Origin of the sequence: Actinoplanes solisilvae (genome assembly GCF_003999975.1) — a bacterium.
GTDB lineage: Bacteria > Actinomycetota > Actinomycetes > Mycobacteriales > Micromonosporaceae > Actinoplanes > Actinoplanes solisilvae.
This window is the reverse complement of sequence record NZ_RJAC01000001.1, coordinates 958,248-984,393: the sequence shown is the minus strand read 5'-3', so window position 1 is coordinate 984,393 and position 26,146 is coordinate 958,248. Positions and strand designations below refer to the sequence as shown.

General features: G+C 71.7%; 21 protein-coding genes, 1 pseudogene and 1 riboswitch. Of the genes and pseudogenes, 14 read left to right on the top strand and 8 right to left on the bottom strand.

The features are described from left to right. Positions 1-8: 8 nt before the first annotated feature. Entirely contained in the window at positions 9-758 is a 750-nt protein-coding gene (locus tag EER30_RS04750; RefSeq protein WP_127498573.1) for a phosphatase PAP2 family protein, read from the top strand. Here the strand turns inward: EER30_RS04750 and nagA are convergent. From nagA to EER30_RS04735, 3 genes are all read right to left on the bottom strand, one after another. Beyond that, a complete protein-coding gene (nagA, locus tag EER30_RS04745; protein WP_127498571.1) occupies positions 721-1,818 on the bottom strand; it encodes an N-acetylglucosamine-6-phosphate deacetylase in 1,098 nt (365 codons plus the stop codon). The genes EER30_RS04750 and nagA overlap by 38 nt on opposite strands. Continuing rightward, positions 1,815-2,738 (bottom strand): ROK family protein, encoded by a 924-nt coding sequence (locus EER30_RS04740; protein ID WP_127498569.1) that lies wholly within the window; start codon positions 2,736-2,738, stop codon positions 1,815-1,817. Before EER30_RS04740 ends, nagA begins: the two co-directional genes overlap by 4 nt. 64 nt (positions 2,739-2,802) lie before the next feature. Continuing rightward, on the bottom strand, positions 2,803-3,726 hold the full coding sequence (locus tag EER30_RS04735) for an SIS domain-containing protein (protein WP_127498567.1): 924 nt from the start codon (positions 3,724-3,726) through the stop codon (positions 2,803-2,805). A 192-nt stretch (positions 3,727-3,918) separates the two neighbouring features. Between EER30_RS04735 and EER30_RS04730 the strand changes: the two genes are divergently transcribed. From EER30_RS04730 to EER30_RS04715, 4 genes are all read left to right on the top strand, one after another. Then, positions 3,919-4,704 carry a DeoR/GlpR family DNA-binding transcription regulator gene (locus tag EER30_RS04730; protein ID WP_127498566.1) on the top strand — a complete coding sequence of 262 codons (786 nt, stop codon included), beginning with the start codon at positions 3,919-3,921 and terminating at the stop codon, positions 4,702-4,704. Between the two features lie 51 nt (positions 4,705-4,755). Continuing rightward, positions 4,756-5,742: an ATP-binding cassette domain-containing protein gene (locus EER30_RS04725; protein WP_127498564.1), complete on the top strand. Its 987-nt coding sequence runs from the start codon at positions 4,756-4,758 to the stop codon at positions 5,740-5,742. After that, positions 5,739-6,749 carry an ABC transporter permease subunit gene (locus EER30_RS04720; RefSeq protein WP_127498562.1) on the top strand — a complete coding sequence of 337 codons (1,011 nt, stop codon included), beginning with the start codon at positions 5,739-5,741 and terminating at the stop codon, positions 6,747-6,749. Before EER30_RS04725 ends, EER30_RS04720 begins: the two co-directional genes overlap by 4 nt. A gap of 97 nt (positions 6,750-6,846) precedes the next feature. Continuing rightward, positions 6,847-7,140: a DUF3263 domain-containing protein gene (locus tag EER30_RS04715; protein ID WP_127498560.1), complete on the top strand. Its 294-nt coding sequence runs from the start codon at positions 6,847-6,849 to the stop codon at positions 7,138-7,140. Here EER30_RS04715 and EER30_RS04710 read toward each other — a convergent pair whose 3' ends face one another. Then, the gene (locus EER30_RS04710) at positions 7,141-9,342 is read right to left on the bottom strand and encodes an AAA family ATPase (protein WP_127498559.1); all 2,202 of its coding nucleotides are present in this window, start codon (positions 9,340-9,342) and stop codon (positions 7,141-7,143) included. Between the two features lie 115 nt (positions 9,343-9,457). On the opposite strand from EER30_RS04710, the gene EER30_RS04705 reads away from it, so the two are divergent. From EER30_RS04705 to EER30_RS04690, 4 genes are all read left to right on the top strand, one after another. Beyond that, entirely contained in the window at positions 9,458-12,220 is a 2,763-nt protein-coding gene (locus EER30_RS04705) for an alpha/beta fold hydrolase (RefSeq protein ID WP_127498557.1), read from the top strand. Further along, complete coding sequence (locus tag EER30_RS04700; protein ID WP_127498555.1) at positions 12,217-13,080, top strand: ABC transporter permease; 864 nt, start codon at positions 12,217-12,219, stop codon at positions 13,078-13,080. Before EER30_RS04705 ends, EER30_RS04700 begins: the two co-directional genes overlap by 4 nt. A gap of 72 nt (positions 13,081-13,152) precedes the next feature. Continuing rightward, positions 13,153-13,286: riboswitch (SAM riboswitch) on the top strand. A gap of 11 nt (positions 13,287-13,297) precedes the next feature. Beyond that, entirely contained in the window at positions 13,298-14,599 is a 1,302-nt protein-coding gene (gene thrC / locus EER30_RS04695; RefSeq protein ID WP_127498553.1) for a threonine synthase, read from the top strand. A gap of 261 nt (positions 14,600-14,860) precedes the next feature. After that, positions 14,861-15,838 (top strand): GNAT family N-acetyltransferase, encoded by a 978-nt coding sequence (locus tag EER30_RS04690; protein WP_127498552.1) that lies wholly within the window; start codon positions 14,861-14,863, stop codon positions 15,836-15,838. Here EER30_RS04690 and EER30_RS04685 read toward each other — a convergent pair. Together EER30_RS04685 and EER30_RS04680 are read right to left on the bottom strand one after the other, a co-directional pair. After that, on the bottom strand, positions 15,777-16,268 hold the full coding sequence (locus EER30_RS04685; RefSeq protein WP_127498550.1) for a hypothetical protein: 492 nt from the start codon (positions 16,266-16,268) through the stop codon (positions 15,777-15,779). The genes EER30_RS04690 and EER30_RS04685 overlap by 62 nt on opposite strands. Further along, positions 16,268-16,777: a GNAT family N-acetyltransferase gene (locus EER30_RS04680; RefSeq protein WP_127498548.1), complete on the bottom strand. Its 510-nt coding sequence runs from the start codon at positions 16,775-16,777 to the stop codon at positions 16,268-16,270. The genes EER30_RS04685 and EER30_RS04680 overlap by 1 nt, the downstream gene beginning before the upstream one ends. Positions 16,778-16,875: 98 nt before the next feature. On the opposite strand from EER30_RS04680, the gene EER30_RS04675 reads away from it, so the two are divergent. The 4 genes from EER30_RS04675 (at position 16,876) to EER30_RS04660 (ending at position 21,892) form a co-directional block, all read left to right on the top strand. After that, complete coding sequence (locus EER30_RS04675; RefSeq protein WP_127498546.1) at positions 16,876-17,790, top strand: hypothetical protein; 915 nt, start codon at positions 16,876-16,878, stop codon at positions 17,788-17,790. 293 nt (positions 17,791-18,083) lie between these two features. Continuing rightward, positions 18,084-19,706: a chaperonin GroEL gene (gene groL / locus EER30_RS04670; protein ID WP_127498544.1), complete on the top strand. Its 1,623-nt coding sequence runs from the start codon at positions 18,084-18,086 to the stop codon at positions 19,704-19,706. 99 nt (positions 19,707-19,805) lie between these two features. Then, positions 19,806-21,605, top strand: a complete 1,800-nt coding sequence (locus EER30_RS04665; protein ID WP_127498542.1) for a glycerol-3-phosphate dehydrogenase/oxidase — start codon at positions 19,806-19,808, stop codon at positions 21,603-21,605. Then, the gene (locus tag EER30_RS04660) at positions 21,602-21,892 is read left to right on the top strand and encodes a DUF4031 domain-containing protein (protein ID WP_127498540.1); all 291 of its coding nucleotides are present in this window, start codon (positions 21,602-21,604) and stop codon (positions 21,890-21,892) included. The genes EER30_RS04665 and EER30_RS04660 overlap by 4 nt, the downstream gene beginning before the upstream one ends. Here EER30_RS04660 and EER30_RS04655 read toward each other — a convergent pair. Beyond that, a complete protein-coding gene (locus tag EER30_RS04655) occupies positions 21,882-22,514 on the bottom strand; it encodes an HD domain-containing protein (protein WP_127498538.1) in 633 nt (210 codons plus the stop codon). The two genes, EER30_RS04660 and EER30_RS04655, sit on opposite strands and share 11 nt — an antisense overlap. Positions 22,515-22,700: 186 nt before the next feature. Between EER30_RS04655 and EER30_RS04650 the strand changes: the two genes are divergently transcribed. Continuing rightward, positions 22,701-23,903: an FUSC family protein gene (locus tag EER30_RS04650; protein ID WP_127498536.1), complete on the top strand. Its 1,203-nt coding sequence runs from the start codon at positions 22,701-22,703 to the stop codon at positions 23,901-23,903. Positions 23,904-24,278: 375 nt separating this feature from the next. Here EER30_RS04650 and EER30_RS04645 read toward each other — a convergent pair. Further along, positions 24,279-26,096: pseudogene (locus tag EER30_RS04645) on the bottom strand (PrsW family glutamic-type intramembrane protease); the annotation flags it as partial. Between the last annotated feature and the right edge of the window lie 50 nt (positions 26,097-26,146).

Here is a 26,146-nt window from a genome sequence, read left to right as displayed (position 1 = left end):
TTGAGGGCGTGTCCGCAACGATCACGCGCAACCGCACCCGTCCGCTGCTCGGCTGGTGGCTCGACGCCGTCCTGCTGGCGGCGTTCGTCGCGCTCACCGTCGCGTTGATCAACGGCCACCTGCTGACGCTCGACCAGCGGGTGGCCGACTGGGCGCTGAGCCACCAGCCGAAGCCGGTCTACTGGACCGCCCGCGTCTTCAACTACCTGGGCCAGGGCGGTCAGGTGCTGACCCCGGTGTCGCTGGTCCTGACCGCGGTCCTCTTCTGGCGCAGCCGGTCGATCCGGGCGGCGTTCCCGTTCGCCGCGGCCTTCGTGCTGACCTACCTGACGATCGGCCCGCTCAAGATCTGGTCGGGCCGGGCCGCACCCCGGTTCCAGGGCCCCGACCCGGTGATCATGCACAACCCCAACGCCGAGGGCGTGTACGCCATGAGTTACCCCTCGGGCCACCTGGGCAACTCGCTCGTCTGGTACGCGGTGATCGCCATCCTGACCGCCGCGCTGCTGCACCGGTCGCTGCGGCGCTGGGAGACCTGGATGATCCGGGTCGTACCGGTGGCGATCGTCTTCGTGACGACCGTTTACACCGGCTTCCACTGGCTGACCGACTCGATCGCCGGTCTGCTGCTGGGCGTCGTGGTGGCCCGGTTGATCGAGCGGATCCCGTTCGACCGCATCCCGCTGCCCGGCCTGCGCGGCTGGGAACGGCCGGCCGGGTTCACACCACCCAGCGACCGGCCCGCATCACGCGCTTGACGTGCAGGTCGGGTGAGAGCACGACCAGGTCGGCGCGCAGACCGGCCTCGAGCGCGCCCACGTCGTCGCCGAGGCCGAGCACGCGAGCCGGGGTTGTCGAGGCCATGGCTACCGCGTCGTGCAGCGGGATGCCGGCGGTGACCGTGTTGCGCAGGGCCTCGTCCATCGTCAGCGTGCTGCCGGCGATCGAGCCGTCACGGGCCAGGCGGGCCACCCGATCGGCCACGACGACCTGCTGGCCGCCCAGGTCATAGGTGCCGTCGGCCATGCCGGTGGCGTCGATCGCGTCGGTGATCAGCGCGGCCTTGTCGGGTCCGGCGGTGCGGGCGGCGAAGGCGAGCATGCCCGGGTGCAGGTGGATGTTGTCGGCGATCAGTTCGGCCACCACCGGCGACGAGAGCAGGCCGACGACCGGGCCCGGCTCGCGGTGGTGCGGCGGCCGCATGCCGTTGAACAGGTGGGTACCCACGGTCGCACCGGCCGCCACACCGGCGAGCGTCTGCTCGTACGTGGCGTCGGTGTGCCCGACCGCGGCGGCCACCTCGTGCGCGCGCAGGAACGCGATCGCCTCCAGAGCGCCGGGCAGCTCGGGGGCGACGGTCACGAGGCGTACGACGCCCTCGCCGATCTTGATCAGGGCGGTCAGCTCGTCGATCGACGGGTCGCGCAGGAAGGCCGGGTTCTGCGCGCCGCAGCGTGCGCCCGACAGGAACGGACCCTCGTAGTGCACGCCGGCGATGACCCCGTCGTCGACCAGCGGACGGTAGGCCGCCGTGGCGTCGCGCATCAGCTCGAACGGGGAGCTGACCAGGCTGGCCAGCATGGTCGTGGTGCCGTGACCCAGGTGGAACGCGGCCGCCCCGCGGGCCGACTCGGCGTCGCCGGTGGTGAACGTGTGCCCGCCGCCGCCGTGGCAGTGCAGGTCGACGAAGCCGGGTACGACGATGTCGTCGCCCGCGCCCTGAGCGGCCTCGACCGTCAGGATCGCCGGGCCGTCGACCTCGACGTAGCCCTCGACGACTGCTCCGGGCCGAACGATCTTGCCGCCGATGCGGGTCATGCGGTTCTCTCCAGATGATCGAGAGCGAGCAGGGCGGCGCCGATGCAGCCGGCCTCGTCGCCCAGGCCGGCGCGGACGAACTCGGGCGCCCGATGGAAGCTGATCCGGTCGTGGAAGGCCTGCTCCAGGGGTCGCAGCAGCGCGTCCCCGGCCTGGGCCAGGCCGCCGCCGAGCACGAGCACGCCGACGTCGTAGAGGGCCTGCGCGGTGACCAGCCCGTCGGCCAGGGCCTCGATCGCCTCCCGCCAGACGGTGGCAGCCAGCTCGTCGCCCGCCGCGGCCCTGGTGACCACGTCGAGGGCGGTGGCGCCGGGTTGGCCGGCCCGCTCGGCGTAGCGGCGGCCGATCGACTTGGCCGAGCCGATCGCCTCCACGCAGCCCCGGAGCCCGCAGCCGCAGACCGGGCCGCCGGGGCGGACGACGATGTGGCCGACCTCGCCGGCCGCGCCGTGCGCCCCGGAGTAGCCGGCCCCGTCGACCACCAGGGCCGACGCGATGCCGGTGCCGATCGCGACGAAAAGCACGTGGCGGTGACCCTGGCCGGCGCCCAGACGGGCCTCGGCGATGCCGCCGACCCGTACGTCGTGGCCGAGGGCGGCGGGCAGGCCGAGCCGTTCCTGCAGGCAGGCGCGCACGGGGACGTCGCGGAAGCCGATGTTCGACGACCAGACGGCCAGACCGTTCTCCTCGTCGACCACACCCGGGACGGCCACGCCGGCCGCGACCGGCTCGAGGCCGTCGGCCCGCGCCTTGTCAGCGAGACCGGAAGCGACGTCGAGGATCGTGTCCAGAACCGCCTCGGGGCCGCGTTCAGCCTGCGTGGGGTGCCGTTCGGTGTGATGAACCGTCCCGTCGGTGCGGACCAGTGCGCACTTCATGCCTGTCCCGCCCACATCCAGGGCGACGACCACTTGGTTCATGCTGAGCCGCCCGCGGCATACCTTCCTGGCCCTACGACCGCTTCGCTCACTGCGGTGCAGTCGGTCATGCCAGGACGACTGCGCGGGTGAGGTTGCGGGGGTGGTCGGGGTCGAGGCCCTGGCTGGTCGCGAGCAGAACGGCGACGCGCTGGGCCACGACCAGGTCGGCCATCGGGTCGAGCGGGGCGCGGCCGCCGCACCAGCTGCCGAGCGCGGCGTAGCCCCCGTGGTGGCGGCTGTGCACGAAGGCGGCGCCGGTGGCCTCGACCTCGTCGGCCAGGCCGGTCGGCACGTCGCCGAAGGCCCAGACCGCGCGGCGCGGGCCGGCGATCGCGATCGGTCCGTGCCGGTAGTCCATCGCCGGGTAGGCCTCGGCCCAGTACATGGCGGCCTCGCGGCACTTCAGCGCGGCCTCCTCGGCCAGCCCGACGGTCCAGCCGCGGCCCAGGAAGGTGATCTGCTCGGCCAGCGCGGGGTGCACCGGCAGCGGCAGCCGCACGGCCACCTCGCCGTCGGCCGCGATCGACTCGATGTCCTCGCCCAGGTGGGCCCGCAGCAGGGCGAGGGCGCTGGTGGCGAACCGGGTCTGCACGACCGACTGCTCGTCGGCGAAGTCGAGCACGACGGCCTCGTCGGCGATCCGCGCGGCCGGCTTGGCCGGATCGGCGGTCAGCACGGTGGTCGGCGTGCCGCCGGCGAGGTCGTTGAGCAGGTCGAGAACCTCGGTGGTGGTGCCGGAACGGGTGATCGCGACGACCCGGTCGTAGCGGCGGCGGCGCGGGAACTCGGAGGCTTGGAACGCGTCGGTCTCGCCCTGCCCGGCCCGCTCACGCAGCGCGGCGTAGGCCTTGGCCATGAACCACGAGGTGCCGCAGCCGACGACGGCCACGCGCTCGCCCGCGACGGGCAGACCCGGGGCGTCGGCCAGCTTCGCGGCCATGCGCCAGCACTCCGGCTGGCTGGCGATCTCTGCCTTGACGTACGTCATGGGCCACCCTTCACCGTCGGGACGCATGCGCATAAGCGCTCGGTTCCTGGCAATTTCGAGCGTCATTCTGCGCGGAAGCCGGGCGCGGGCGCAACCATCGTCGCCGCTCCGCGCAGAGGAGAGCTTTGCTTCCCGGGCTTTCGCGCACTAATGTGCACACTCTTATCACGGAACGTGCAGCGGGGAGTCTGGGTGGACCGGTACGCGCGGTGGAATGCCCTGCTCGAGTTACTCGCCGAGAGCGGGCGGGTCAGCGTCGAGGACGCGGCCGAGCGCCTCGACGTCTCGCAGGCCACCATCCGCCGCGACTTCGACCAGCTCGCCCAGCAGCAGATGATCACGAGGACGCGGGGCGGCGCGGTCGCCAACGGCGTCTCGTACGACCTGCCGCTGCGCTACAAGAGCGCCAAGCACTCGGCCGAGAAGCAGCGCATCGGCGAGGCCGCGGCCGGACTGGTCACCCCGGGCACGGTCGTCGGTCTCAACGGCGGGACCACCGTCACCGAGGTCGCGCGCGCGTTGGCCGTACGCCCTGATCTGAACGCCGGTGGGGAGGGCTCGCAGCTCACCGTCGTCACGAATGCCCTGAACATCGCGAACGAGCTGCTGGTGCGCTCGCGCATGAAGATCGTGGTGGCCGGCGGGGTCGTGCGGCCGCAGTCCTTCGAGGTGGTCGGGCCGCTGGGCGGCGCGCTGCTCAAAGAGGTCACGCTCGACATCGTGCTGCTCGGCGTGGACGCGGTCGACGTCGAGCTGGGCGCGGCCTCGCACCACGAGGGTGAGGCCGCGATGAACAGCCTCATGGTCGCCCGGGCCAAGCGGGTCGTGGTGATCGCCGACTCGTCGAAGCTGGGCGGGCACGCGTTCGCCCGGATCTGCCCGATCACCAAGATCGAGACGCTGGTGACCGACTCGGGCGCACCGGCCGACGTGGTCGCGCGCTTCCGCGAGGCTGGAGTTCACGTCATCACGGCCTGAACGCAGGCTTTGTAGCAGCGCATATTGACGAGTTTGTCTAGAGTCGCCCGCGTGACTGCCGTATTGGAGATAGCGGGGCTGCAGAAGACCTACCGCAGCCGCAAAGGGACGCGAAGGGCGCTCGACGGGTTCGACATGACCGTCGAGGCGGGTCAGGTGCACGGCTTCCTCGGGCCCAACGGCTCGGGCAAGACGACCACACTGCGTACGCTGCTCGGGCTGATCAGGCCCAACGGCGGTCGCATGGCGATCCTCGGGCGCGAGGTTCCCGAGAACCTGGCCGAGGTGGCCGGGCAGGTCGGCGCGATCGTGGAGAGCCCGCAGTTCTTCGCCAACTTCAGCGCTCAGGACACGCTCTCGCTGCTCGCCGAGGCCGGGGGCGTACGCAAGGAGCGCGTCGTCGCCGTCCTCGAGCTGGTCGGGCTGCGCGACCGGGCCAAGGACCGGGTCAAGACCTATTCGCTGGGCATGAAACAGCGGCTCGCGGTCGCCTCCGCCCTGCTCAAGGAGCCCAGGCTGCTCATCCTGGACGAACCGGCCAACGGACTCGACCCGGGCGGCATCCGCGAGATGCGCACCCTGATGCGCACGCTGGCCGAGTCGGGCATGACGGTCGTGCTCTCCAGCCACATCCTCGGCGAGATCCAGCTCATCTGCGACTCGGTCACGATCATCTCGGCCGGCCGGCGGGTCGCCGCGGGCTCGGTGGCCGACGTGCTGGCCAGCCACACCTCGGCGTCGGTGAAGGTGCGCCTCGAGCCCGGGGTCGACCTGCGCACGGCGGTCGAGCTGCTGCGGGCCAACGGCGCCCAGGTGACCGTCGACCACGACCACTTCACCGTCGGCAACGCCGGCAACCCGGCCCAGATCACCCGGATCCTGGCCGAGCGGGAGATCTACGTCAGCGAGCTGAGCCCGGTCGCGGCCGACCTGGAGAGCGTCTTCCTGCAGCTCACCGGCACGGCGCCGGTCGAGGGGCAGAACCGCCAGGTCGACGAGTCGGCCGGGGCGACCGCGGTCGGAGGGTGGGGACAGTGAGCCTCTACAGCGCGGAGACCAAGCGGCTGACCAAGCGCCGCTTCACCCGGCTCTTCCTGCTCGGCACGGTGCTGGTGCTGGCGGCCATCGCGGTCAGCGTGTTCTTCTCGAACCAGAAGGTCGGCCCCGACCAGGTCGCCTCGGCGCGGGCCCAGGCCCAGCAGGAATATCAGCGCGCGGTCGACCAGTTCCAGCGTGATCGGGCCACCTGCCAGGCGGCCCAGGGGACGCCGCAGGCCGGCTCGTGGCCGCCGAACTGCGAGGGCATGGTCGAACCGGCGCCCGACGATTTCCAGGCGCAGTGGTTCATGCCGCCCACCTTCTCCTTCCTGGAGCAGTTCCCCGACATGGCGACGACCCTGGCCGTGCTGCTCGGGTTGGTGGCGTTCATCGTGGGCGCGTCCTTCGTGGGCGCCGAGTGGAGCAGCGGCGGCATGATGAACCTGCTGCTCTGGCGGCCGCGGCGGCTGTTGGTGCTGAGCAGCAAACTGGCCGCGCTCCTGGTCTTCTTCGCCGCCCTGACCGTGGTGCTCTCGGCGATCTGGACGGCCGTGTTCTACGGCATCGCCGAAGCTCGGGGCACCACGGTCGGCATGACCTCGGGCGCCTGGCAGTCGATCGCGTTGATGGAGCTGCGCGGCCTGGCGTTGGTGGTGGTGGCCGGGGCGGTCGGGTTCGCGCTCGCCTCGCTGGGCCGGCACACCGCGATGGCGCTGGGCGTGACGGTCGGCGTGATCATCGTGCTCCAGTTCGGACTGGGCGCCGTGCTGGAGCTGGCCAAGGTGAAGTTCGGCGGGGTCTTCCTGATCCCGGTCTGGCTGATCGCCTGGATGGACAAGGAGATCACGCTCGAGGACTACAACTCGTGCGACTTCACGTCGGCGGGCGGCTGCCAGCCCGACTCGCTGACGCTGACCTGGCCGATGGCGGGCGGTCTGCTGGCGGGCATCTTCGTGCTCGTCGTGGGGGCTTCGATGTGGGCAATGCGTAGCCGAGACATTACGTGAGGTAACGTCGGCGCGGAGTGCGGTCGGGGGTCGCCGGCGCTTATGCTGACGGTCCCCGATTCGTACACCTGTGCGTCTGGATCTCTTTTGGAGTGTCATGCAGCCGGCCGCGGACCCGTCCGAAGAGCAACCGCACATTCCAGCGCCCCGGGCCGAGGCCGGCGCGCTGACGGAGCGCGAGGTCGAGATCCTCGCTTTCGAGGGGCGCTGGTGGAAACACGCCGGGTCCAAGGAGCAGGCCGTCCGTGACACGTTCGGGCTTTCGTCCACGCGCTACTACCAACTGCTGAATGCCCTGCTCGACAACCCGGCCGCGCTGGAGCACGACCCGGTGCTGGTCGGCCGCCTGCGCCGCCTGCGGTCGACCAGGGCCCGCACGCGCCGGCGCTGATCAGTTCTGGTGGGCCTCGGCGTAAGAGGCCAGCCACGCGACCTGGCCGGGGTCGAGCGAGGGGCGTACGCGTTCGCGGGCGGTTGCCACGTTGGCCGCGGTGACCGTCGTCGCCTCCAGGGAGTCGCGCATCGCGGAGAGGGCCGACTCGCGGATGAGTGCGGCACAGTCGGCAGCCGAGAAACCCTCCAGCTCCTCGCCGAGTTTGCCCAGGTCGACCGTCGGGTCGAGCGGCACCGATTTCGCGGACGCGTGCAGGATCGCGGTGCGCGCCTCGCCGTCCGGCGGGGGCACGTAGACCAGGCGTTCGAGCCGGCCGGGCCGCAGCAGGGCCGGGTCGATCAGGTCGGGCCGGTTCGTCGCGCCGACGACCACGACGTTGCGCAGGTCTTCGACCCCGTCGAGCTCAGTCAGCAGGGCGGCCACGACCCGGTCGGTGGTGCCGCCGTCGTTGGCCTGCCCCCGGGTGGGGGCCAGCGCGTCGACCTCGTCGAGGAAGACCAGCGTCGGCGCCGCCTCGCGCGCCCGGCGGAACAGCTCGCGCACCGCCCGCTCGCTGTCACCCACCCACTTGCTCAGCAGCTCGGCGCCCTTGACCGAGAGCACGTTGGCCTTGCCGGTGCCGGCGATCGCCTTGACCAGGTACGTCTTCCCGCAGCCGGGCGGCCCGTAGAGCAGCACCCCGCGCGGCGGCGAGACACCGAGCCGGGCGAACGTGTCGGGATAGGTCAGCGGCCAGAGCACCGACTCGGTCAGCGTCTGCTTGACCTCGGCCATGTCGCCCACGTCGTCGAGGGTCACCTCGGCCACCTCGAGCGTCGAGTCGGCCATTGACGTCGGCCGCACCACGTCGAGCGCGGCCTCGAAGTCGGCCATCGTCACCGTCGGCTTCTCGGCGTCCTTCTGCCGCAGCGCGGCCCGCACCCCGGCCTCGCGGGCCAGGGCGCCCAGGTCGGCGGCCACAAATCCCGGCGTGCGACCCGACACCTCGTCGAGGCGTACGTCCTCGGCCAGCGGCATGCCGCGGGTGAGCACGCCGAGCTGTTCGCGGCGCATGGCCGCGTCGGGCAGCGGGACGGCGAGCTGCACGGCCAGCAGGTCGGGCGAGCGCAGAGACGTGTCGACCGACTCGGGGCGGCTCGTCGTGGCGATCACCGCGACCCCGGCCCGTACGGTCTCTTCGAGCACCTGGTGGAAGACGGTCGAGAGCGGGCCGGGCTCGTCGCGCGGGGCCAGCGCCTCGACGTCGGAGAAGAGCAGCACCACCGGACCGTCGCCGCGGGCGTCGCGGGCCAGACCGCGCAGCCGGATGGCCGCCGCGTCGTTGGTGAGCGCGGCCAGCTCGGGCGCCCAGACCGCCAGCACCCGCGCCCCGACCTGGGCGGCGACCGCCCGCACGAGGGCCGACTTGCCCGAGCCGGCCGGACCCGAGATGAGCACGCCGAGCGAGACCTTGGTGCCCAGGCGGGCCAGCACCTCGCCGTGGTTGAAGCCCAGGTCGAGCAGCTCTTCCAGCTCTTTCGCCTGGGCGCGCAGACCGGGCAGGTCGTCGAGGCTGGGCGGCGGCACGTCGGGGTCGGTGGCGGCCGGCTCCTGCGGCCGGGCGACCGGGCCGGGCACCGGGGACGAGACAGGCCCGTCCTGCCAGCCGACGACCGTGTCCATGGTGATCACGCCACCGTCGGACTCGGCGACCTCGGCCACGGTGAGTAGCGCGGTGGTCCATTGATAGCCGAGCCGGTTGCGCAGGCTCTGGCCGATGTCGGGGACCTGCGGGCGCAGACCACCGAAGGGCAGCACGTCCTGCGGGCGCAGCGAGACGTTGTCGCCCCGGCTGACCACCTTGCCGAGCAGGGCGAGCCGCAGGAACTCGGGCGACACGAGGGCGACGACGTCGGCCGGGCCGGCCAGCGTGACCCGCCGGGCCGCGACCGCCGGCTGGCGGGCCACGGTGACCCGGCCGCCGTCCCGCAGCCCGAGGTTGCCCAGCGTGAGGTCGTCGGCGTAGAGGAACTCGCGGCTCGCCCCGGTTGCCGCCTTGGCCGCGAGCGCCGCTGTCGTGCGGGTGCCGGAGAGGCGTACCGGGTCGCCGGGGTTGATCGCCAGGGCGGTCATCACCTCGGGGTGCAGGCGCACGATGCCGCGGCGGTCGTCGAGCCCGGCCGGCCGCAGGGTCACGGTCAGCGTCAGTTCCTCATCCACGCGCGAAGGCCCCCGTCGGTAAGTGCTGTCAAGCGTCAATGGTCCACGCTACTGCCCGCCGGCTCCTGAGAGGTTTCACAGGCATCGTTCAGACGCTTCCGGCTAGCGTTCATACATGTCTTGGTCGAGCCGGTTACGCCGGCCCACCCGTGGTCGCCTGGTCGCCGGCGCCGTCACGCTCGTGATTCTCGCCGGGCTGGTGGTGTGGGCGGCGCTGCCCGACCGCGTGGGCTGGACCCAACGGGACCAGATGATCACGGTGATGAGCGGGCCCCAGCGCAACGAGAGCGTCGCTCTCGACACCCGCCTCTATCTGCCGCGCGACCGCGACCGCGACGGCAAGGTGCCCGCCGTGCTCCTCGCGCACGGCTTCGGGGGCACGAAACTGTCGGTGAGCGACGACGCCGAGTCGCTGGCCGAGCGCGGCTACGCGGTCCTCACCTACACGGCCCAGGGCTTCGGGCGCAGCGGCGGCCAGATCCACCTCGACAGCCCCGACTACGAGGTGCGCGACGCTCAGGGCCTGCTCGACTGGCTCGCGACCCGGCCCGAGATCCAGACCGACGCCGCCGGCGACCCACGGGTGGGTGTGGTCGGCGGGTCCTACGGCGGGGCGCTGGCGCTGATGCTGGCCGGGCAAGACCAGCGGGTCGACGCGATCGTCCCCTCGATCACCTGGAACGACCTGACCAACGTCTTCCTGCCGCAGTCGGCCGACACGAGCGCGACCGGCGTCTTCAAGAAGGGCTGGGCGGGCGTCTTCTTCGGCAACGGCGGAGCGCCGGCCTCACTCGACGGCGGCGGCGAGGCTCCGCCCCCGGTGCCGACCGGCAACCCGGCCTGCGGGCGGTTCGCGGCCGACGTGTGCGCGGCCTACCTCGACGTGGCCACCACCGGCCAGCCCGACCGGTCGACGATCGATCTGCTCCGTCGGTCGAGCCCGGCCGCGACCCTCGGGCAGATCAAGGCGCCGACGCTGCTGATCCAGGGCGCGGTCGACACGCTCTTCCCGCTCAGCGAGGGCGACGCCAACGCGCGGGGCATCGCCGCGGCCGGCACGCCGGTGCGGGTCGCCTGGTTCACCGGCGGCCACGACGGCGGCGCCGGGCCACAGACCGATCAAGACAGGGTGAAGTTCCTGACGCTGCAGTGGCTCGACCACTACGTGAAGGGCGACGGCGGCACGCCGTCCGACAGCTTCACCTATTCGCGGGTCGCGGGCTTCAGCGCGACCGACCGAGGGCTCGTGACGAACGGGTATTCCGACGACACGTACCCCGGCCTGAACGGGACCGGAAGCACCCGCCTCGAGCTGCAGGGGCCGGCGCAGCCGATCGCGAACCCGCCGAACGGCAACCCGGGCGCGATCTCGTCGCTGCCCGGCACGGGTGGACGGCTCAGCCAGCTTCTCTCCGGGGTCGCCGCCGACATCCCGGGCCAGTTCGCGGCGTTCGAGACGGGGGCGGTCAGCACGCCGATCAACGTGGTCGGTTCGCCGACCGTGCGGTTGCGCGCCGCCTCGCCGACCGGGGAGGCCACGCTCTTCGTCAAGCTCTACGACGTCGACCAGTCCGGCGCCGAGACGCTGAGCGCGGGCCTGGTCGCCCCCGTGCGGCTCACCGGTCTGCCCGCCTCGATCGACCAGGCACGAGAGCAGACCGTACGGCTTCCCGCGATCGTCCGGCGCATCGAGTCGGGTCACACCGTGCGGGTCGTCGTCGCCACGACCGACCAGGCGTTCCTCTCCCCGGTGCAGCCCGCGACCTACACCGTGCAGGTGTCCTCGGCGCTCGAACTGCCGACCGTGGTGGGCACCCCGATCGCCAACCCCCAGACGATCTGGCGTTACGTGCTGGGCGGCCTGCTCGCGCTGATCGTCGTGGGTCTGGCCGTGGTGCTGCTCGTGCGGCGGCGCGGCCTGCGTCGCCAGCAGACCCCCACCGACCCTGAGTACGCCGAGACGCCCCTTGTCGTGCGTGGACTGCGCAAGGCGTACGCGGACGGGTTCGTCGCCGTGGAAGAGATCAGCTTCACCGTGGAGCGCGGGCAGGTCGTCGGGTTGCTCGGCCCGAACGGCGCGGGCAAGACCACGACGTTGCGGGTGCTGATGGGCCTGACCATGCCGACCGAGGGCGAGGCCATGGTGTTCGGCCACCGGCTCGTGCCCGGCTCCCCGGTGCTGTCGCGGGTCGGCGCGCTGGTCGAGGGGCCCGGCTTCCTGCCCCACCTGACGGGCGAGGAGAACCTGCGGGCGTACTGGAAGGCGACCGGCCGTCCGTGGGAGGACGCGCGCTTCGACGAGGCGCTCGCGATCGCCGGGCTGGGCGACTCGATCCACCGGCGTACGAAGAAGTACAGCCACGGCATGCGTCAGCGGCTCGCGATCGCGCAGGCCATGCTGGGCCTGCCCGAACTGCTGGTGCTCGACGAGCCGACCGACGGGCTCGATCCGCCGCAGATCGCCGAGATGCGCCGGGTGCTCAAGCGCTACGCCACCGACGGCCGAGCGGTGCTGGTCTCCAGTCACCTGCTGGCCGAGGTGGAGCAGACCTGCACGCACGCCGTCGTGGTCAACAAGGGCCGCATCGTCGCGTCCGGGCCGGTCGAGGACATCGTCGGCGATTCCCCGTCGGTGCAGCTCGAGGTGTCCGACGTGCCCGCCGCCGAGCGGGTGCTGAGCGAGCTGGGCGTGCGCTCGGTGCTGCCCGACGGGCCGTCCGGGCTGATCGTCGACATGAACGGCACGCCGCGCTCCGAGGTCGTCGCCTCGCTGGTGCGCGCCGGGGTCGACGTCGACCGGGTAGTGCCGCGGCGAAGGCTCGAGGACGCCTTCCTCGCGCTGGTGGGAGAGAGCACGGCGGGGAGCGGGGACCGATGAGCGTGCAGACCGAGGCCGGGGCGGTCGGATACCGGCCGTCGCGCACCATGCCCTTGTGGGCCGAGGTGCGGCGTCAGGCGTCGCGCCGGCGTACGCAATTGGCTCTGGGCTTCATGGCGCTGCTGCCGTTGATCATCCTGGTCGCCTTCGAGTTCGGCGGCGGCGAGGACGACGAGGGCGGCGGCGCCTTCGACAGCCTGGTCGAACTGGCCACCTCGGGCGGGCTCAACTTCGCGCTGTTCTGCCTGGCCGTCTCGGCGGGCTTCCTGCTGGTCGTGGTGGTCGCGCTCTTCTGCGGCGACACGGTGGCCAGCGAGGCGAGCTGGGGCAGCCTGCGCTACCTGCTGGCGATTCCGGTGCCGCGGGTGCGGCTGCTCGCGGTGAAGCTGATCGTCGCGCTCGGCTATTCGGCGCTGGCCCTGCTCACGATGACCGTGACCGCGTTGATCGCCGGCACGTTGCGCTATGGCTGGCACCCGCTGGGCAGCACGGTGGCCGCCGAGATCGCCCCCGGCCCGGGCCTGCTGCGGCTGTTCGCGATCGTCGGCTACCTGGCCGTCTCGATGCTGGTGGTGGCCGGGCTGGCGTTCCTGCTCGGGGTGCTGACCGACGCGCCGCTGGGCGCGGTGGGCGGCGCGGTCATGCTGTGGATCCTGTCGAGCATCCTCGATCAGATCACCGCCCTGGGCGATCTTCGTTATCTGCTGCCGACTCACTTCGCCGACGCGTGGCAGGGCTTGCTCTCCACCCCGGCCCAGTCGGACGACCTGGTCAAGGGCGCGATCAGCGCGGTCGCCTACGCCACGCTGTGCTGGGGGATCGCGTTCTGGCGGTTCACGCGCAAGGACGTCACCTCGTAGACCGGCTCACACCTCGGGATCCCGGAGGCGATCTCGCGGGATCCCGTCGTAAGGTGTGGGAAACAACTGAATACCTCATCCAGAGGGGCAGAGGGAACGGCCCTGTGAAGCCCCGGCAACCACCGCGAAGTCTCGACGACGAGGCCGCACGCGGCAGGTGCTAATTCCGTCCTCGTTCGGCAGATCGCCGCGGGGAAAGATGAGAGGGAAGGCCTCGATGACGTCTACCGTCAGTGCACCCACTTCCGCTTCTAAATCAGGCTCAGCCTCCGCCTCGCCCGCCAAGGGCCTCGTCTGCCGTGCGTGCGGCGCGGAATACCCGCTGATCGCCCAGCATGCCTGTTACGAGTGTTTCGGCCCGCTCGAGGTGGCCTACGACGAGGCCGCTCTCGCGCGGGTCACCCGGGAACAGATCGAGGCCGGTCCGCAGAACATCTGGCGCTACGCGGGCCTGCTGCCCACCGGGCAGGACCCGGCCACCCGCGTCACCCTCGACCCGGGCCTGACCCCGCTGGTCAGTGCCCCCTCGCTGGCCGCCGCGGTCGGCCTGCGCGCGCCACTGTTCGTCAAGGACGACTCGGCCAACCCGACCCACTCGTTCAAGGACCGGGTCGTCTCGGTGGCGCTGACCGCCGCCCGCGGGCTCGGCTTCACCCGCTTCGCCTGCGCCTCGACCGGCAACCTGGCCAACTCGGTGGCCGCCCACGCGGCCCGCGCCGGGGTGCCCAGCATCGTGTTCATCCCGTACGACCTCGAGCAAGGCAAGATCATCACGACCGCGGTCTACGGCGGTGACCTGGTGGCCATCGAGGGCTCCTACGACGACGTGAACCGGCTCTGCGGCGAACTGGTCGAGACCGACGAGTTCGAGGACACCGCGTTCGTCAACGTCAACGTGCGGCCCTTCTACGCCGAGGGCTCCAAGACCCTGGGCTACGAGGTCGCCGAACAGCTCGGCTGGCGCATCCCGGCCCAGGTGGTCATCCCGATGGCCTCCGGCGAGCTGCTCACCAAGGTCGACAAGGCATTCTCCGAGCTGGTCGAGATCGGTCTGGCCACCGCGCCCGAGGGCGGCTGGACGGTCTTCGGCGCACAGTCGGCCGGGTGCAACCCGATCGCCACCGCGCTGCAGGCCGGCACGGACGAGATCACGCCGGTGAAGCCGACCGGCATCGCGAAGTCGCTCAACATCGGCGACCCGGCCGCTGGTGCGTACGCGATCGAGGCGGTCCGCCGTACCGGCGGCTGGATGGACTACGCCGACGACGACGAGATCCGCGCCGGCATCCGCTTGCTGGCCGAGACGACCGGCATCTTCGCCGAGACCGCCGGCGGCACGACCGTCGCCGTTCTGAAGAAGCTGGTCGAGAGCGGCAAGCTCGATCCCGACAAGGAAACCGTCGTCTACAACACCGGTGAGGGGCTCAAGACCATCGATGCCGTGGCCGACCAGGTGGGCCCGACCTATCAGATCAAGCCGTCGCTGCGCGGTGCCCGCGAGGCCGGCCTGCTGGGATGACTGTGAGTAACTGCCAATCCCGCACCAAGTGAGAATTCCATCCCGAGAGGGCTTGCGCCGGGATCTCTGGATCGGCAGGATGCTCTCTGCGGGAGGGTGCGGCGCCGTACGCGGCCCCTCACCTCGAGCTTGGCGACAATCTCTCGAGGGGCCCAACGACCCAGCGCCGGAGGCGCTGTGCGTCCGCCCTCCCGACCAACTGCTTGCTAAAAGGTCCAAATTCGATAGCGTTCATGGCCGTCACCCGACAGGGTGACGGCCATGCGCATTTCGACGGGTCCGTTGACGTCTCCCGAGATCGCCTACGACATCTCGACGGCGGTGGAGCGGCACGAGTGGCCCGACATCCCGGTCATCAGCCGGACGAATTTCCTGGCGGTTTTCGACAATCCGCCACCCGGCCAGACACGCGAGCGCTACCTCGGCTATCTGGACGGGAAGCCGGTCGGCTTCCTGGTCCTCAGGTTCCCCGAGCTCGACAACGTGGAAAATGTCGAAATCGCCCTGCAGGTCCGGCCGGAGTGCCGTCGCCAAGGCGTGGGCCGGGCCCTGTTCGATCTCGCCGTCGAGCGCGCCCGGGCCAGGGGCCGCAAGCACGTGCAGGGCGAGACCGTCGACCGGCATCCCGGCGGCCGGGCCTTCGCCCAGTCGGTCGGGGCCAGGGCCGGGCTCTCCGAGGTCCGCAGCCGCCTCGACCTGACCACGCTCGACGAACCCCGGCTCGCCGAGCTGATGGACGACGCGTGGAAGCACGCCGAGGGCTACCGGCTGAAGCGCTGGGTCGGCGTGCCCCCGGACGACGTGATCGACGGCGTGGCCTACCTGGAGAGCCGGATGAACGCCGACGCTCCCATCGGTGACATGAACTGGGAGCCGGAGAGGATGGACGCCGAACGGATCCGCCAGGCCGAACAGGCGCGGGCGAGGCGTGGCCGCATCGGCTATCAGGCCGGTGCCCTGATCGGCGACCGGCTTGCCGCCTGGACCTACATCGGCAGCGACGTCGACGAGCCGGCCCACGCCTGGCAGAGCACCACGATCGTCGACCCCGACCATCGCGGCCACCGGCTCGGCCTGCTCGTCAAGATCCACAACCTGGCCCACGTACGCGAGCTGAAGCCGAGCCTCCAGATGATCGACACTTTCAACGCGGCGGAGAACACCTTCATGATCCGCGTCAATCAGGAGATGGGCTTCCGGGCGGTCGACGCCCTGATCGACTGGCAGGTCGACCTCTGAGCCGCAGCACCCAGGGGCGCAGGGGCAGGTCGGTGGGGTAACCGCCGGCCTTCAGGCCCGCGTGTCGCTCGAACAGGTTGCGGACGCCCCACGAGCCCGTCGTCGCGTAGGAGTAGCCGCAGGCCACCCAGTAGGCGGGCCAGAACAGCGGGCCGAGCACCGCGTACTGAGCGGCGTGGCGGTGCTCGTGACCGAAGAGCTCGGCGCGCTCGTCGGCCAGCAGCCAGGCGGCGCTGCGCCGGGTCAGGATCACCGAGCCGACCGTGAAGCACGAGGCCGGCGGGATCGGCAGGCGGTAGCCCTCGGCGATCAGCACGCCGTGCCGCCCGCGCCGCAGCCGGGTGCGCGTGACGACGGCGATCACCAGGCCCGCGGCGGTGGTGCCGTTCACCGCGGTGAGCAGGCCTCGCGCCACGTGCCGGGCGGCCATCACACGCTCCGGCGCATCCGCAGCTCGGTGAGGGTCGGGATCACCGGGTGGGGCACGCGTTCGCCGGTGTCGGTGAAGCCCAATTTCTCGTACGCCCGGACGGCGCGGTCGTTGCCGACGACGACCTCGAGCATCGTGCGCCGGCGGCCCGCGGACCGGGACCACTCGGCGACCGCCTCGATCAGGTCGGCCAGCACCTTGCCGCCGCGCCGGGCGGGGGTCACGTAGACCGCGAAGATCAGCGTCTCGCCGGGGAACTCGGGCGCCACCGTGCCGCCCGCGTGGCCGATGAGCGGCTCGCCGTTGCCCGGGTCGGCCACGAAACTCGCGATGCTGTCACCGGTCGCGGCCTGGATGACGCGCTGCCGGTAGGACTCGTGGGACCGGGCGGCCGCCGAGGCCAGGGTCTCGAGGAAGGCGAGCGGGCTGTCGGCGAGCATCTCGAGCCGTAGCGCGCGCATGCGGGCCGCGTCGTCCGCCGTTACCCGATGCACGTTCCAGCTGCCCATGCCGTCCTGATTACCCCGTACGAGGTGGGTACGGCAACCGGGTTGCCGTGAATCGGACGGGGTGGCGGCCAGACCCCGCGCTGCGGCATGGTGTCCCGATGGACCACGGCGAGGCCCGCATCTTCATGGTGGAAGCACCAGTGGTGGCCGCCGCCGACCCGTTCGACCCCGAAGGCAGCACGGCCGACCTCGCCTCCCACCGCGCTCCGGCTCCGATGCCGCCGCTATCCGATCCGCTCGTGGCCGGGCCGGGCTCGGCGCACTGGTGGCGGCGGTCGGGCGCGGTGCTCGTGCGCAACCGGGTGCGGCTGCTGCCGGTGACGGCGCTGGCCGCGCTGCCCATGCACTTCTTCGTCGGCCGCGTCGACGACACGGTGGTGGCCGCCCCGGCCCTGGTCGAGATGGCCGGCGGGTTCGGCCTGCTGCTGCTCCCGATCATGTGGCTGGCCTTCTTCACGGTCTCGGCCCTGCCGCTCGTCATCGGGCTGGCCGGCACCGTGGGCGTGGCGGTGCCGACGGCAGCCGACGGCGTCGCACCCCGGCTGGGACGGGTCTGGTCGCTGGTCGCCGAGCGCCTGCGGGCGCTGTGGCTTTGGTTCGCCGCCATCGCCCTGCTGATCGCGGGCCTGCCGCTGCTGATCACCGAGGAGCGGCTGGGCCCCGGCGCGGCCGCCCCGCTCTGGGTCGTGCACGCCATCGGCTCGACCGTCCTGCTCACCTTCGGCGGGGTGCTCGGCTGCGTCGTGCTGGTCGAGCGCGGGCACCCGCGGCGGGCCGCGCGGCTGCTCTCGCGGGTGCAACCGGCCGGGCTGATCGCCGCCTCGGCCGCGGTCACGGTGGTGCCCGAGGTGGTCGACCGGCTGGCCGGCGCGATCGCCTCGACCGCGGTCGCCGTCGTCCTGGTTCAGCTCTGGGCGATAGCGGCCCTGGTGTCGTACGCCCAGGCTCGTCGCCTGGCCGAACCGGTGACCAGCGGATCGCTGCGCGCCGAGCTCAGCGCCCCCGAGGAGTAGGGGCCCGGGGAGAACGGCGTTTCCTTGCACTCGCCCCCCGAGAGTGCTAAACAAGTCATTGGCACTCGCGTCTGTTGAGTGCCAAGCAGGTCGGGACGGTGGGGTCTCGGTCGCGGCGTCGCCATCGGCGCCGAGACACGGGGCCGGTCGTCGCGGGCTATCCGGCTCGGCCTGAGGACGTCGCGACGCCAGGTGGCGACGTCCGCAGAGTTCCGCGCAGTGTTTCGGTAACAAGGTGCGGAGGGCAGGGCCACGCGGTCTTGCACCTCGATTGTCCAGGAGGACACAGCCGTATGGCCAAGATCATCGCATTCGACGAGGAAGCTCGTCGCGGCCTCGAGAGCGGTATGAACCAGCTCGCTGACGCCGTCAAGGTGACGCTCGGCCCCAAGGGCCGCAACGTCGTGCTCGAGAAGAAGTGGGGCGCTCCCACCATCACCAACGATGGTGTGTCGATCGCCAAGGAGATCGAGCTCGAGGGCACCTTCGAGAAGATCGGCGCTGAGCTGGTCAAGGAGGTCGCCAAGAAGACCGACGACGTAGCCGGCGACGGCACGACGACGGCGACCGTCCTCGCCCAGGCTCTGGTGCGCGAGGGTCTGCGCAACGTCGCCGCGGGCGCCAACCCGATGGCCCTCAAGCGGGGCATCGAGGCTGCCGTCGCGGCCGTTTCCGAGGGTCTTCAGCAGCTCTCGAAGGACGTGGAGACCAAGGAGCAGATCGCTTCGACCGCCTCCATCTCCGCCGGTGACTCCACGGTCGGCGAGATCATCGCCGAGGCCATGGACAAGGTCGGCAAGGAAGGCGTCATCACCGTCGAGGAGAGCAACACCTTCGGTCTCGAGCTCGAGCTCACCGAGGGCATGCGCTTCGACAAGGGCTTCGTCTCGGCCTACTTCATGACCGACGCGGAGCGCATGGAGGCCGTCTTCGACGACCCCTACATCCTCATCGCCAACAGCAAGATCTCGGCGGTCAAGGACCTGCTCCCGGTTCTCGAGAAGGTCATGCAGGGCGGCAAGCCGCTCGTCATCATCGCCGAGGACGTCGACGGCGAGGCCCTGGCCACGCTGGTCGTCAACAAGGTCCGCGGCACCTTCAAGTCGGTCGCCGTCAAGGCCCCCGGCTTCGGTGACCGTCGCAAGGCCATGCTCGAGGACATCGCCATCCTCACCGGTGGCGCGGTCATCAGCGAAGAGGTCGGCCTCAAGCTGGAGAACGCCGACCTGAGCCTGCTCGGCTCGGCCCGCAAGGTCGTCATCACCAAGGACGAGACCACCATCGTCGACGGTGCCGGCAACGCCGAGCAGATCCAGGGCCGGGTCAACCAGATCCGCGCCGAGATCGAGAAGTCGGACTCCGACTACGACCGCGAGAAGCTGCAGGAGCGCCTGGCCAAGCTGGCCGGCGGCGTTGCGGTCATCAAGGTCGGCGCGGCCACCGAGGTCGAGCTCAAGGAGCGCAAGCACCGCATCGAGGACGCCGTTCGCAACGCGAAGGCGGCCGTCGAGGAGGGCATCGTCCCCGGTGGTGGCGTCGCGCTCGTGCAGGCCGGCAAGTCGGCCTTCGACAAGCTGGACCTGGTGGGCGACGAGGCCACCGGTGCCAACATCGTCAAGGTCGCGCTCGACGCCCCGCTGCGTCAGATCGCCGTGAACGCCGGCCTCGAGGGTGGCGTCGTGGTCGAGAAGGTGCGCAACCTCGAGTCGGGTTGGGGCCTCAACGCCGCGACCGGCGAGTACGTCGACCTCCTGGCCGCGGGCATCATCGACCCGGCCAAGGTCACCCGCTCGGCGCTGCAGAACGCCGCGTCGATCGCCGCGCTGTTCCTCACCACCGAGGCCGTCGTGGCCGACAAGCCCGAGAAGAACCCGGCTCCGGCCGGCGCCCCGGGCGGCGGTGACATGGACTTCTGAGTCCAGTCATAGGCTGAGCTAGCCAAAGAACAGGGCGGGTCGCTTCGGCGGCCCGCCCTTTCTGTTTGCCCGCTCGTCGCGAGCGCTACGGTGGGAGCCGTGCGCGATCCCTCGGTCTCCCGTTACGCCGCCGGCCGGCTCTCCCCTATCCGACGGGTGGCCGACCTCCGGCGCCTGCGCGACGAGCAGTTCGATGTCCTGGTCATCGGTGGCGGGGTCACCGGCGCCGGCGCCGCTCTCGACGCGGCCTCCCGCGGCCTCAAGGTCGCCCTGGTCGAGGCTCGTGACTTCGCGGCCGGCACGTCCAGCCGGTCCAGCAAGCTGATCCACGGCGGCCTGCGCTACCTGGAGCAGCTCGAGCTGCACCTGGTGCACGAGGCGCTGACCGAGCGCGGCCTGCTCTCCACCCGGCTCGCGCCCCACCTGGTGCGGCCCGTGCCGATCCTGGTGCCGCTGCCCGCGGGCAACCCGGCCGCCCGGGTCGGCCGCCGGGCCTACTACGGCCTGGGCGTGGCGGCCTACGACGCGTTCGCCGGCGTCTTCGGCACCGGCCGGGGCATGCCGCTGCATCGCCACCTCTCCCGCGACGGCGCCCGCCACCTGTTCCCGAGCCTGCGGGCCGACGTGCTCAGCGGCGCGATCCGTTACTACGACGGCCAGGTCGACGACGCCCGCCTGGTGGTCGACCTGGCGCGCACGGCGGCCAGCCTGGGCGCGGCCGTGGTGACCAGCGCCCGCGTGGTCGGCTTCGTGCGCGAGGCGCGTGAGGTGGTCGGCGTCCGCGTTCGCGACCTCGAGTCGCCCGACGCGCCCGAGTTCGAGGTCCGCGCGCGCACGGTCGTCGCCGCCACCGGTGTGTGGAGCGACGACATGTCCCAGATGCTGCGCGACGTCGGCGTCCGCCCCGGCTTCACGGTGCGCGCGTCCAAAGGCGTCCACCTCGTGGTGCCCCGCTCGGCGATCACCGGCGAGGCCGGCCTCATCCTGCGCACGCCCACGTCGGTGCTCTTCGTCATCCCGTGGGGCGGCCACTGGATCATCGGCACGACCGACACCGACTGGAAGCTCGACCGGTCCCACCCGGCGGCCTCGGCGCGCGACATCCGCTATCTGCTCGATCAGGTGAACACGGTGCTCGACCGGCCGCTGACCACCGACGACATCGAGGGCGTCTACGCCGGGCTGCGGCCGCTGCTCTCGGGCGAGGCCGACTCGACGTCGAAGCTGTCCCGCGAGCACGCCGTGGTCGAGCCGATGCTCGGGCTGCTGCTGGTCGCGGGCGGCAAATACACGACCTACCGGGTGATGGCGGCCGACGTGATCGACCGGGCCGTCCGGCGCCTCGGCGGTCCCGAGCGGCCCTCGCGCACGGCCGAGCTGCCACTGCTCGGGGCCGACGGCTACGCGGCCGCGTGGCGCGACCGGCAAGACACAGCTCGGCGCCACGGCGTCACCACGGGCGTGATCGAACACCTGCTGGAGCGCTACGGCACCCTCTCGGTGCACTTGCTAGCCATGATCAAGGCGGATCCGTCGCTGGCCACGCCGCTCACGGGGGCTCCGGAATATCTGGCGGCCGAGGTGGCGTACGCGGCTCTGGCCGAAGGCGCCCTTCATCTGGACGACGTGCTCACCCGGCGCACCCGCATCTCGATCGAGACCGCGCACCGGGGCGCCGAGTCGGCCGCCCACGCGGCCGAGGTGATGGGCGAGGCGCTGGGCTGGGACGAGGCGGTGCGCTCGCGCGAGATCGAGCACTACCTGGCCCGGGTGGCCGCCGAGCGGCAGTCGCAGACGATGCCCGACGACGCGGCGGCCGACGCGGCCCGGCTGGGCGCGCCCGACGTGCGCGGCTTCGCCGCCGACCGCGGGGTCGACCTGCTGCACGTCGACCTTTGATCCTCGTCGACGAGCCACGCTGGCCGGCCCGCGGGCGGTTCTGGTCTCACCTGGTCAGCGACCTGAGCTACGACGAACTGCACGTGTTCGCCGAGATCCTGGGCGCGCCGCTTCGCGCGTTCGACCGGGACCATTACGACATTCCGGATACGCGGTTCCGCAGCGCGCTCTGGCTCGGAGCGACGCTGCTGCCCTCCCGGGAGCTGGCCGCCCGACTGCGCTCCTCAGGGTTACGGCGCCCCAAGCACCTGCACCGGCCGCCGCAGCCCTCGACGCTCAGCCGTTGAGCTCGCGCTCCAGGTTGGTGCGGGCCCGCGTCTCCCACTGCTCCCGCAACGGCGCGAGGCGATAGATCGACGGCAGTTCGAGCAGCGCCTTGAGCACCTGGGCGCGGCCGGCCTTGAAAGCGTCGTCGGGCACGTGCGCGTACTCCCGGCGGATGGCCGCGGTGTATCGCGCGTACGCCTCGTCGTCGCCGGCCAGGACGGCGAGGTCGGCGTCGCACAGCAGTTCACCGTCGGGGTCGTCCTGCTCGGTCGCGTGCCCGGCGGTCAGGCCCACGAGCCGGGCGACGTCGGCGGCGGTGTCTTCGGGCACACCCAGGGTGGTCAGCAGGCCCTCGGCGAACTCGGCGCTGTCCCGCTCGTTCGCGTCCCCGAGCGCCCGCGGGTCGTAGACCGCGTCATGCATCCAGGCCGCCAGCCGGACCCGCTCCGGATGCGGCGCCAACTCGGCGAACCGATCAACGACATCGAGTACGGCGGTCAGGTGCTCGACGGTGTGATATTGCCGCTGCGGCTCTGACCACCGCCCCACCAGGTAACCGCCGGCGGCCTCGAGATCGCCGTCGGCGGCCGTGGCCCCCGCGGCACGCGCCGCGTCCCGGAATCGCTCCACAAGATTTTCCACCCCGCAATCCTGACACCACCCCACCGGCCGCGATCGTCCGTCCCTAGCGCGTGCCAGCCAGCCCGCCCACCCAGGGGTGGGACGAGCGTAGGCGTTGATCGGTGCGGCCTGACTGGTTGTCCGCAGGCAGCGGCGTCTGTTCGTGGTTTCGTGCTCAGGCTGCGAAAGGACCTAGTGTTTGGAGTCATGACCGGAGTGGCGGACCACGGGCGCGTCGCACGGGCGCTGGCCCGGGTGAGCAGCCGTTCGCTGTCCGGCGCGGGCGACGGCGTACGGCGGGTGCGGCACGGACTGGGCCTGGCGGTGCAAGCGGGACTGGCCGCCGGCCTGGCCTGGTGGCTCGCGCACGACGTTTTCGGGCGCCCCTCGCCGTTCTTCGCGCCGATCGCGGCCGTGATCACGCTGGCGTCGTCGCTCGGGCAGCGGGCGCGCCGCACAGCCGAACTGGTCGTCGGGGTCGCGATCGGCATCGGCATCGGGGACGCGATCATCCTGCTGATCGGCAGCGGTCCCTGGCAGATCGGCCTGATCGTGCTGCTCGCGGTCATGGTCGCCACCGGGGTCGGCGGGGGAACGCCGCTGGTGGTGCAGTCGGCGTCCTCGGCGGTGCTGGTCGCGACCCTCACCACCTCGACGGGACTGCCGTGGACGCGGTTCTTCGACGCGCTCGTCGGCGGCGGGGTCGGGCTGGTCGTGATGACGGTGCTGCTGCCGCTGAACCCGCTGGTCGTGGTGCGGCGGGCGGCCGATCCCGCGCTGCGCGCGCTCGCCGACGGCCTGCATCAGGTCGGCATCGGAATGGCCGAACGCGACCGGACCACGATCGACGACGCGCTGACCCGCCTGCGAGGTGCGGAGGCGACCTTCGCGGCGTTCTCGTCGGCGGTCACCGCCGCGCGGGAGAACGTGGCGTTCGCGCCGGCTCGCTGGCACAACCGGGGGGCGTTGGCGCTCTACGTCGACGGGGCCAGCCACATCACGTACGCCCTGAGGAACACCCGTGTGATGAGCCGGCGAGCCGACACCGCGCTGGGGGACGACGAGGTGATCCCCGAAGTGCTGGCGGTATCGGTGGGGCTGCTCGGCGACGCCGTCGACCTGTTGCGCCAGGAGTGGGCGAAAGGCGTGGAACCGGTCGTGGCACGAGAGCGTGCGCTGCTGGCGGCGGCCGAGTGCGGCAAGGCGTACGAGGAAGGGGTCGGCTTCTCGGGCGGTGTGATCGTCGCGCAGATCCGCACCACCGCCACTGACATCCTGCGTGCCAGCGGTATCGACCATGCCGAGGCGCCGCGCCTGGTGCGGCGGGCGGTCGGCTGGCAGGGCCGTTCGCACCCGGGGCGCCGCAAGCACACGCCACGCCCGGGCCTGAGCCACCCGCCGACCACCTGAGCCGGGGAGTTATTGCTGGGCCGGCGGGTTCTCGTTCGCAGGTCGCGCTTCTGTCGTCGTCTCAGTCGCCGGGTCGGTGGGGGCGGGCGCGAAGGGCGGGGGAGCGGGATAACCCGGCAGCGGCGGGTGGGTGTAAGCAGGCTGGCTGCCGATGCTCGGCTGGGCGCCCACCTCGGGCTGAGCTCCATTACCCGGCTGCGTTCCATAGCCCGGCTGAGGTTCAGATCCGGGCTGCGCTCCGTGGCTCGGCTGAGCTTGATATCCGGGCTGCGCTCCGTGGCTCGGCTGAGCTTGATATCCGGGCTGGGAGTAGCCCGGCTGTGGCGCATAGCCCGGCTGCGGGGCATAGCCCGGCTGCGGCGCATAGCCCGGCTGCGGCGCATAGCCCGGCTGTGGCGCGTAGCCCGGCTGCGGGGCGTAACCCGGCTGGGCGCTGTAGTCAGGGGCGGGCGGCCGGACATAGCCGGGCGGTGGCGTGGAGCCCGGCTGCGGCCCATAGCTGGGCTGCTGGGCATAACCGGGCTGGGTGCCATAGCCGGGCGTGCTGCCATAGCCGGGCGTGCTGCCATAACCGGGCTGGGTGCCATAGCCGGGCTGGGTGCCATAGCCAGGCGCCTGGGCATAGCCGGGCGGTGGCCCATAGCCGGGCGCCCCATACGCCGGAGCCCCGCTCTGCGGATACCCCGGAGCCCCGCCCTGCCCCGCCCCATGGCCCAGCGCCCCGAAGGCGTACGCCGGCTGGCTGATCACGATCGGGAACGGAACCACCGGCTCGACCGGCGGCGGGACCGTGCGGGTCACCCCGTCGGGGAAGGCGATCTGATAGTTGCGTCCGTCCCAGAAGGCCTGCGGCGCCTGCGGGTCCCGGGCCGTGAAGACCGCCCGATAGCCCAGGATCTCGCTCAGCAGCCGCTGCTCCTCGGCCGCCGCCCGGTCGATGTCTTGCGGCTTGCGGTCGAGCCCCCGGTTCATGCCGTCGCGCAGCAACGCGAGCTGCGTCGACGCGAACTGGAAGCTGCGCATCGCCTTCTGGCCGGACTCGCCCGCGACCCGCCGGGCCCACTGCCGGGCCGAGTAGCGCCGGCCGAGGCTGCCCAGCGCCGCCACCTCGGGCGGGGAGAACCAGCCGGTGTTCACATAGAACGGCAGGATCCGCTCGGTGAGCCGGCCTTCCCAGCTGCGCAGCGCGATGGCGAAGCCGACGACCGCGAAGAACAGCGGAACCATGAACCCCAGGTATCCGTACAGCATGATCAGGGGTTGGGCGAGGCTCAGCGAGAGCGTGGGCAGCAGGTTGAACGTGCCGTGCAGGATCATCGCGAGCAGCAGGCCGGCGATCGGGGCGAGCCAGCGCACCCGGCGGTCGCCCGAGCGCGCCGCGATGCCGAGCCCGATGCCGGTCATCGCCGAGAACAGCGGGTGGGCGAAGCCGGTGAACAGGATGCGCACGATGAAGATGGCGAAGAGGTTCTGCAGGCCGGTGGCCGGGCCGAACTGTTCGACGCCGGTCGCGTAGCCGTGCTGGCCGAGGTAGAGCACGTTCTCGACCATGGCGAAGCCGAGTGCGGACAGGCCGCAGTAAACGATGCCGTCGGTGATGCCCGACCACTCGGCGCGGCGACGCCAGAAGAGCAGCAGCGGGCCGGCCGCCTTCATCAGTTCTTCGATGAACGGCGCGACCAGCACGGCCACCAGCGCCTCGGGCAGGCCCCACTTGTCGAACAGGATCGACGCGCCGGTGTTGACGCCCAGCGCCACCGCGGTCGCGATCGCCGCGCCCCAGGCGAAACAGAAGGCCAGGTAACGGATGGGCTCGGGTTCGTAGCGGTCGAGCCAGAGGAAGCTGGCGACCAGCAACGGCACGGGCAGCACGGCGGCGACGAGGCCGACGATCAGGCCGGTGAGGCCGATGTTGACGCCGAGGAACAGCAGCATGCCGATGGCCCCGGCCAGCAGGAACGAGACCACCCCGGCGATCGGCAGCCACCGGCGCCAGCCCGTGCGTCGGGCTGCGGCGGCGTACGCGGCGTCGAGAGGCCCGGCGGCAACCGGCCCGGCGGGAGCAGGCCCGGCGGCAACCGGCTCGGCGGGAGCGGGCCCGGCGGCAACCGGCCCGGCGGGAGCAGGCCCGACGGCCGGCGCGAGCGCGCTGGGGTCGGGGGAGGGCGTTCCGCCCGGCGAAACGTCGGCCATGCCGCCAGCGTAGTCACCCGATCGGCGACCGGCCGCCCCGGAGCAGACGT